The sequence below is a fragment of the Streptomyces sp. MnatMP-M17 genome (assembly GCF_900091995.1).
Taxonomy (GTDB): Bacteria; Actinomycetota; Actinomycetes; order Streptomycetales; family Streptomycetaceae; genus Streptomyces.
In genome coordinates, this window is sequence record NZ_FMDK01000833.1 from 1 (window position 1) to 5604 (window position 5604).

Consider the following 5604-nt stretch of genomic DNA (forward strand, 5'->3'; position numbering starts at 1 on the left):
CCGGCTCCGCGCCGTCCCGCGCGGAGCCGGCGCTCACAGTGGCCGTGGCGGCCTCGGACGGGACGCCGGCCTGGATGACCAGCGCCGCCGGGGCCCGTTCACAGAGACCGAGACAGGGACTCGGCTGCCAGACGACTCCGCCCGCGGCGGAGCCGGCCGCGCCGAGGCGCTCCTCCAGCGCCGCGCAGAGCGCCGTGGAGCCATGGGCCGCGCAGGCCACGTCCGTACAGACGTGCAGCACCTTCGCCGGGCGCGGCTTGACCGCGAACATCGCGTAGAACGTGGCGACGCCGTACGCCTCCGCCGGCGGCACGGTCAGCCGCCGGCAGAGGTAGTCCAGCGCGCCCTCGCTGATCCAGCCGATGCGGTCGTTGACCGCGTGCAGCCCCGGCAACAGCAGGTCCCGCCGTTCGCGTGCCTCACGGCCGCCGCGTGCCCAGCGCAGATCCGTGTCCGTACGGTCGTCCGCGCCTTCCCAGGCCGAGGCCGGCGGGCCGAGCAGCGCGTCGACCGCGGCCCGTTCCTCGTCGGTCGGCTTGCTGTCACCGAAGTGCAGATCCACTGATGCTCAGCTCCTCACGCGGACGCGGACAGGGACGCGGTGGTGGTCACGGGCAGCTTCTCGATCCGGATCGCCGACGCCTTGAACTCGGCGGTGCCGGCGATCGGGCAGTTGGCCTCGATGGTGAGCTGGTTGGTGTCCACCTCGTCCGGGAAGTGCATGGTCATGAAGGCCAGTCCCGGCCGCAGCCCGGGATCGATCCAGACCGGTGCCTGCACCGCGCCGCGCCGCGAGCTGATCCGTACCTCCTCGCCGACCGATACTCCGTACCGCTCGGCGTCCTCCGGGCATAGCTCCACATACTCGCCGCGCCGCAGCGGGGAGGCGAAACTCCCGCTCTGCACACCGGTGTTGTACGAGTCGAGCCGACGGCCCGTGGTAAGCCTGATCGGGAACTGATCATCCGTCAGATCGACCGGAGGATCGTGCTTGACGATGCCGAACGGTGCGAGCCTGCCGCGCCTGGCGGGATCCGCCTCCCACAGCCGGCCGTGCAGATAGGTGGGTTCGAGCTTCTCCGTGTCCGGACACGGCCACTGGATTCCCTGGTGCTCGGCCAGCCGCTCGTAGGTCATCCCGTAGTGGTCGGGAGAGACCGAGCGCAGCTCGTTCCAGACCGACTCCGCGTCCGCGTACTTCCACGGGTGGCCGAGCCGTCCCGCCAGATCGCAGATGATGTCGATGTCCTCGCGTGCCTCGCCCGGCGGCTCGACCGCCTTGCGTACGCGCTGCACACGGCGCTCGCTGTTGGTGGTGGTGCCGTCCGTCTCGGCCCAGGCGGCGGTGGCGGGCAGCACCACATCGGCGAGTTCGGCGGTCTTGGTGAGGAAGATGTCCTGCACCACCAGGTGGTCGAGCTGCTTCATCCGCTCCACGGCCTGCTCGCTGTCCGCCTCGGACTGCGCGGGATTCTCACCGATGCAGTAGACGGCCTTGAGGTCGCCGGTCTCCATCGCCTCGAACATCTCCGTCAGCGTCATCCCGTACCTGGGCTGGATGACGGTGTCCCACGCGGTCTCGAACTTCCGCCGTACGTCCGGCTCCAGGATGTCCTGGAAGCCGGGCAGCCGGTTGGGGATGGCTCCCATGTCGCCGCCGCCCTGGACGTTGTTCTGGCCGCGCAGCGGCTGCACACCGGAGCCGTACCGTCCGACATGGCCGGTGAGCAGCGCGAGATTGATCAGCGCCCGGACATTGTCGGTGCCGTTGTGGTGCTCGGTGATGCCCAGCGTCCAGCAGAGCTGGGCCCGTTCGGCACGGGCGTAGGCATGGGCCAGATCGCGGATGGCCTCGGCCGGTACGCCCGTCACCTTTTCGGCCACCGTGAGCGTCCACGGCTCGACCTCGGCGGCGTACTCCTCGAAGCCGGTGGTCGCGCGCTCGATGAAGGACACATTGTGCAGTCCCGCGTGAATGATCTCGCGGCCGACCGCGTGCGCCAGCGGAATGTCCGTACCGACATTGAGTCCGAGCCAGCTCTCGGCCCATTCCGCGGTGGAGGTACGGCGGGGATCGACGGCATACATACGCGCGCCGTTCCTGATGCCCCGCAGCACATGCTGGAAGAAGATGGGATGCGCGAAGCGCGCGTTGGAGCCCCACATCACGATCAGATCGGTGTGGTCGACCTCGCCGTACGAGGAGGTGCCGCCACCGGATCCGAAGACCGCGGAGAGACCGGCCACGCTGGGCGCATGGCATGTCCTGTTGCAGGAGTCCACGTTGTTGGTGCCCATGACCACACGCGCGAACTTCTGCGCCACATAGTTCATTTCGTTGGTCGCGCGTGCGCACGAGAACATTCCGAACGCTCCGCGCGCGGCACCCAGGCCCGCCGCGGCCCGGTCCAGCGCCTCGTCCCAGCTCGCCCTGCGCAGAGGGCCGCCCTTTTCGTCCCGGACCATCGGATAGGTGATACGGGCATACGTCTTCGGTGTTCGGTCTCGTTTTTTCACGCCGCGCTCTCCTCATGAGTGAGGGCCAACTGGCCGCGCCCATTGCATACAGTATTCAGTAGGCGGGTACGCGTGGGAACCCTCTGTAAGGGAATTGACGCGTACCCGCCTATCGCGAGTGAGGATCGGGTAGTGCGGGAAGGTCAGGCGGCCGCGCCGCGGGCCAGCAGATCCGAGATCGCTTCCACCGTGCGGAGCGTCGGCACCGGCACTCCGGTGATGTCCGCGAGCTCCACCACGGCCGAGAGCAGAACGTCCAGCTCCAGCGGTTTGCCCTTCTCCAGGTCCTGGAGTGTGGACGTGCGGTGGTCCCCGACGCGTTCGGCGCCGGCCAGCCGCTTCTCGATCGAGATGTCGGGACGGCAGCCGAGCGCCTCCGCGACCGCCAGGGTTTCGGACATCATGTGCTCGATCACCTGACGGGTACTGCCGTGCAGGCACATCTCCCGCATCGTTGCCCGGGTGAGGGCGCTGATCGGGTTGAAGGAGATGTTGCCGAGGAGCTTGATCCAGATGTCATCGCGCAACTCGGGCTCGACGGGGCATTTGAGACCGCCCGTCCACATGGCCTCGCTGAATTCCAGACACCTTCCGGACACCGAGCGGTCCGGTTCGCCGATGGAGAAACGGGTTCCTTCGAGATGCCGGACGACGCCCGGTCCCTCCAGTTCCGTCGCGGCGTAGACCACGCATCCGATCGCGCGCTCGGGCGGCAGCACGGAGCTGACCGAACCGAGCGGATCCACGCTCTCGACGCGACGGCCGTCGTACGGGCCGCCGTGACCGTGGAAATACCACCAAGGGATGCCGTTCTGAGCGGCGATCACCGCGGTGTTCTCCTTGAACAGCGGTGTCACCAGCGGCCCGCACGCCGCATAGGAATTCGCCTTGAGGCCGAGGAACACATAGTCGACCGGGCCGATGTCCTCGGGCCGGTCGGTGGCGTGCACCCGCGCGGTGAAATCGCCGCGAGGGCTGAGCACCCGGACTCCGTGCTCTCTCATGGCCGCCAGATGCGGCCCGCGGGCGATGAGATGGACGTCGGCACCGGCCCGGTCGAGCGCGGCTCCGACATAGGCGCCGATGGCTCCGGCGCCGACAACTGCGACTTTCATGTGGGGCTCTCCGTTCGGTTTGAGGGAGACCGAGGGAAGGGTCACACTCTGTTGCTCGCACCCTGACGGGCGATATATTGTCTACAGTATGGAGATCTGGGCGACAAGGCTCCCGTTCGGTATGCAGTCGGCAAACTTGGCCGTTGATCTTCTCCGGACCTTCCCAACCTGGGCGTTCGGTTTCTAGAGTTCGGCGAATGACCCCACCACTCGCGCCCGCCGGCTGGAGCCGTTGGCTGGTGCCCCCCGCCGCGCTGTCGGTGCATCTCTCGATCGGCCAGGCATATGCCTGGAGCGTGTTCAAACCCGCGCTCGAATCCGCGCTCGATCTCTCCGGTACCGCGAGCGCACTGCCCTTCCAGCTCGGCATCGTGATGCTCGGCCTCTCGGCCGCCTTCGGCGGCACCCTCGTCGAGCGCAACGGACCGCGCTGGGCGATGACCGTCGCCCTGTGCTGTTTCTCCTCCGGCTTTCTGCTCGCCGCGCTCGGCGCGGCCACCGAGCAGTACTGGCTGATCGTCTTCGGCTACGGCTTCGTCGGCGGCATCGGGCTCGGCATCGGCTATATCTCGCCTGTCTCCACGCTCATCAAGTGGTTCCCGGACCGGCCCGGCATGGCCACGGGCATCGCCATCATGGGCTTCGGCGGCGGCGCGCTCATCGCCTCGCCCTGGTCCGCGCAGATGCTGGAGTCGTTCGGTACGGACAGCAAGGGCATCGCGCTCGCCTTCCTCGTGCACGGTCTGGTGTACGCGGTGTTCATGTCGCTCGGCGTACTGCTCGTCCGGGTGCCCCGCCCGGACGGACGGCCGCGCAAGGCTCCCGACGCGATACGGCCCGCCGGCACGCTGATCTCCACCGCCCAGGTGTCGGCGCGGTCCGCCGTACGCACTCCGCAGTTCTGGTGTCTGTGGGTCGTGCTGTGCATGAACGTCACCGCGGGTATCGGCATCCTGGAGAAGGCCGCGCCGATGATCACCGACTTCTTCGCGCGGACGGACACGCCGGTCTCCGTCTCCGCCGCGGCCGGCTTCGTGGCCCTGCTCTCCGCCGCCAATATGGCGGGCCGTATCGGCTGGTCCTCGACCTCGGACCTGATCGGCCGCAAGAACGTCTACCGTGTCTATCTCGGTGTCGGCGCCGTGATGTATCTGCTGATCGCCCGGTTCGGCGACTCCTCCAAGCCGCTGTTCGTGATCTGCGCGCTGGTGATCCTCTCCTTCTACGGAGGCGGCTTCGCCACCATCCCCGCCTATCTCAAGGACCTCTTCGGCACCTACCAGGTCGGCGCCATCCACGGCCGGCTGCTGACCGCGTGGTCCACCGCGGGCGTGCTCGGCCCGCTCATCGTCAACCGGGTGGCGGACAGCCAGGAGGAGGCGGGCAAGAGCGGTTCCGGACTCTACGGACTCTCCTTCACCATCATGATCGGCCTGCTGGTCGTCGGGTTCGTCGCCAATGAACTCGTCAGGCCCGTCCATCCACGCCACCATGTCCCCGCCCCGAACGCCCCGAAGGAGGAAGCGGATGACCAACTCGCCGACGAACAGCAGCACGACGCCCGGGACCGGGCCGCTTGAGACATCCCGGCGTACCGGTCTGATCGTCTTCGCCTGGCTTTGGGTGGGCCTCCCGCTCGCGTACGGTGTGTACGAGCTGGTCCTCAAGGCCAAGCAGCTCTTCACCGGATGATCGGGAGTCTCCAAGCGGCGACGGCGAATCCTGTTGGTTCACCTGTCCCCTTACTCGTGAGTCGCTGAGGAGACTGGAGCACTCCTGACGTCGACAGCAGAGGGGGTCCCGGGCATGACCGGCACTCGTATCGCCGCGCTCGGGCACTATCAGCCCGCCAAGGTGCTCACCAATCACGATCTGGCGGCGCTGGTCGACACCAGTGATGAATGGATCAGCAGCCGGGTGGGGATCAGGACCCGCCATGTGGCGGGACCGGACGAGCCGGGGGACGAGCTGG

5 protein-coding genes and 1 pseudogene are annotated in these 5604 nt (G+C 67.8%); 3 read left to right on the forward strand and 3 right to left on the reverse strand.

All coding sequences use genetic code 11. The features are described 5' to 3' along the window. The 3 genes from GA0115259_RS31505 to GA0115259_RS31515 form a co-directional block, all read right to left on the reverse strand. Positions 1-562: NADH-quinone oxidoreductase subunit NuoE family protein (locus GA0115259_RS31505; RefSeq protein WP_176732716.1), on the reverse strand; the 562-nt coding region annotated here is incomplete at its 3' end. Between the two features lie 14 nt (positions 563-576). Next, positions 577-2517: a molybdopterin oxidoreductase family protein gene (locus tag GA0115259_RS31510; protein ID WP_093603300.1), complete on the reverse strand. Its 1941-nt coding sequence runs from the start codon at positions 2515-2517 to the stop codon at positions 577-579. A 143-nt stretch (positions 2518-2660) separates the two neighbouring features. Next, positions 2661-3632 (reverse strand): 2-dehydropantoate 2-reductase, encoded by a 972-nt coding sequence (locus tag GA0115259_RS31515; protein WP_093603302.1) that lies wholly within the window; start codon positions 3630-3632, stop codon positions 2661-2663. Positions 3633-3829: 197 nt separating this feature from the next. Here GA0115259_RS31515 and GA0115259_RS31520 point away from each other — a divergent pair, with 197 nt between their 5' ends. The 3 genes and pseudogenes from GA0115259_RS31520 to GA0115259_RS42345 all read left to right on the forward strand — a co-directional run. Then, positions 3830-5212 (forward strand): OFA family MFS transporter, encoded by a 1383-nt coding sequence (locus tag GA0115259_RS31520; RefSeq protein ID WP_093603304.1) that lies wholly within the window; start codon positions 3830-3832, stop codon positions 5210-5212. Continuing rightward, positions 5160-5324, forward strand: coding sequence for an MFS transporter small subunit (locus GA0115259_RS40745; protein ID WP_176732717.1), 165 nt, complete (start codon positions 5160-5162; stop codon positions 5322-5324). Before GA0115259_RS31520 ends, GA0115259_RS40745 begins: the two co-directional genes overlap by 53 nt. Positions 5325-5438: 114 nt before the next feature. Then, positions 5439-5604 (forward strand): annotated as a pseudogene (locus tag GA0115259_RS42345) (3-oxoacyl-ACP synthase); the annotation flags it as partial.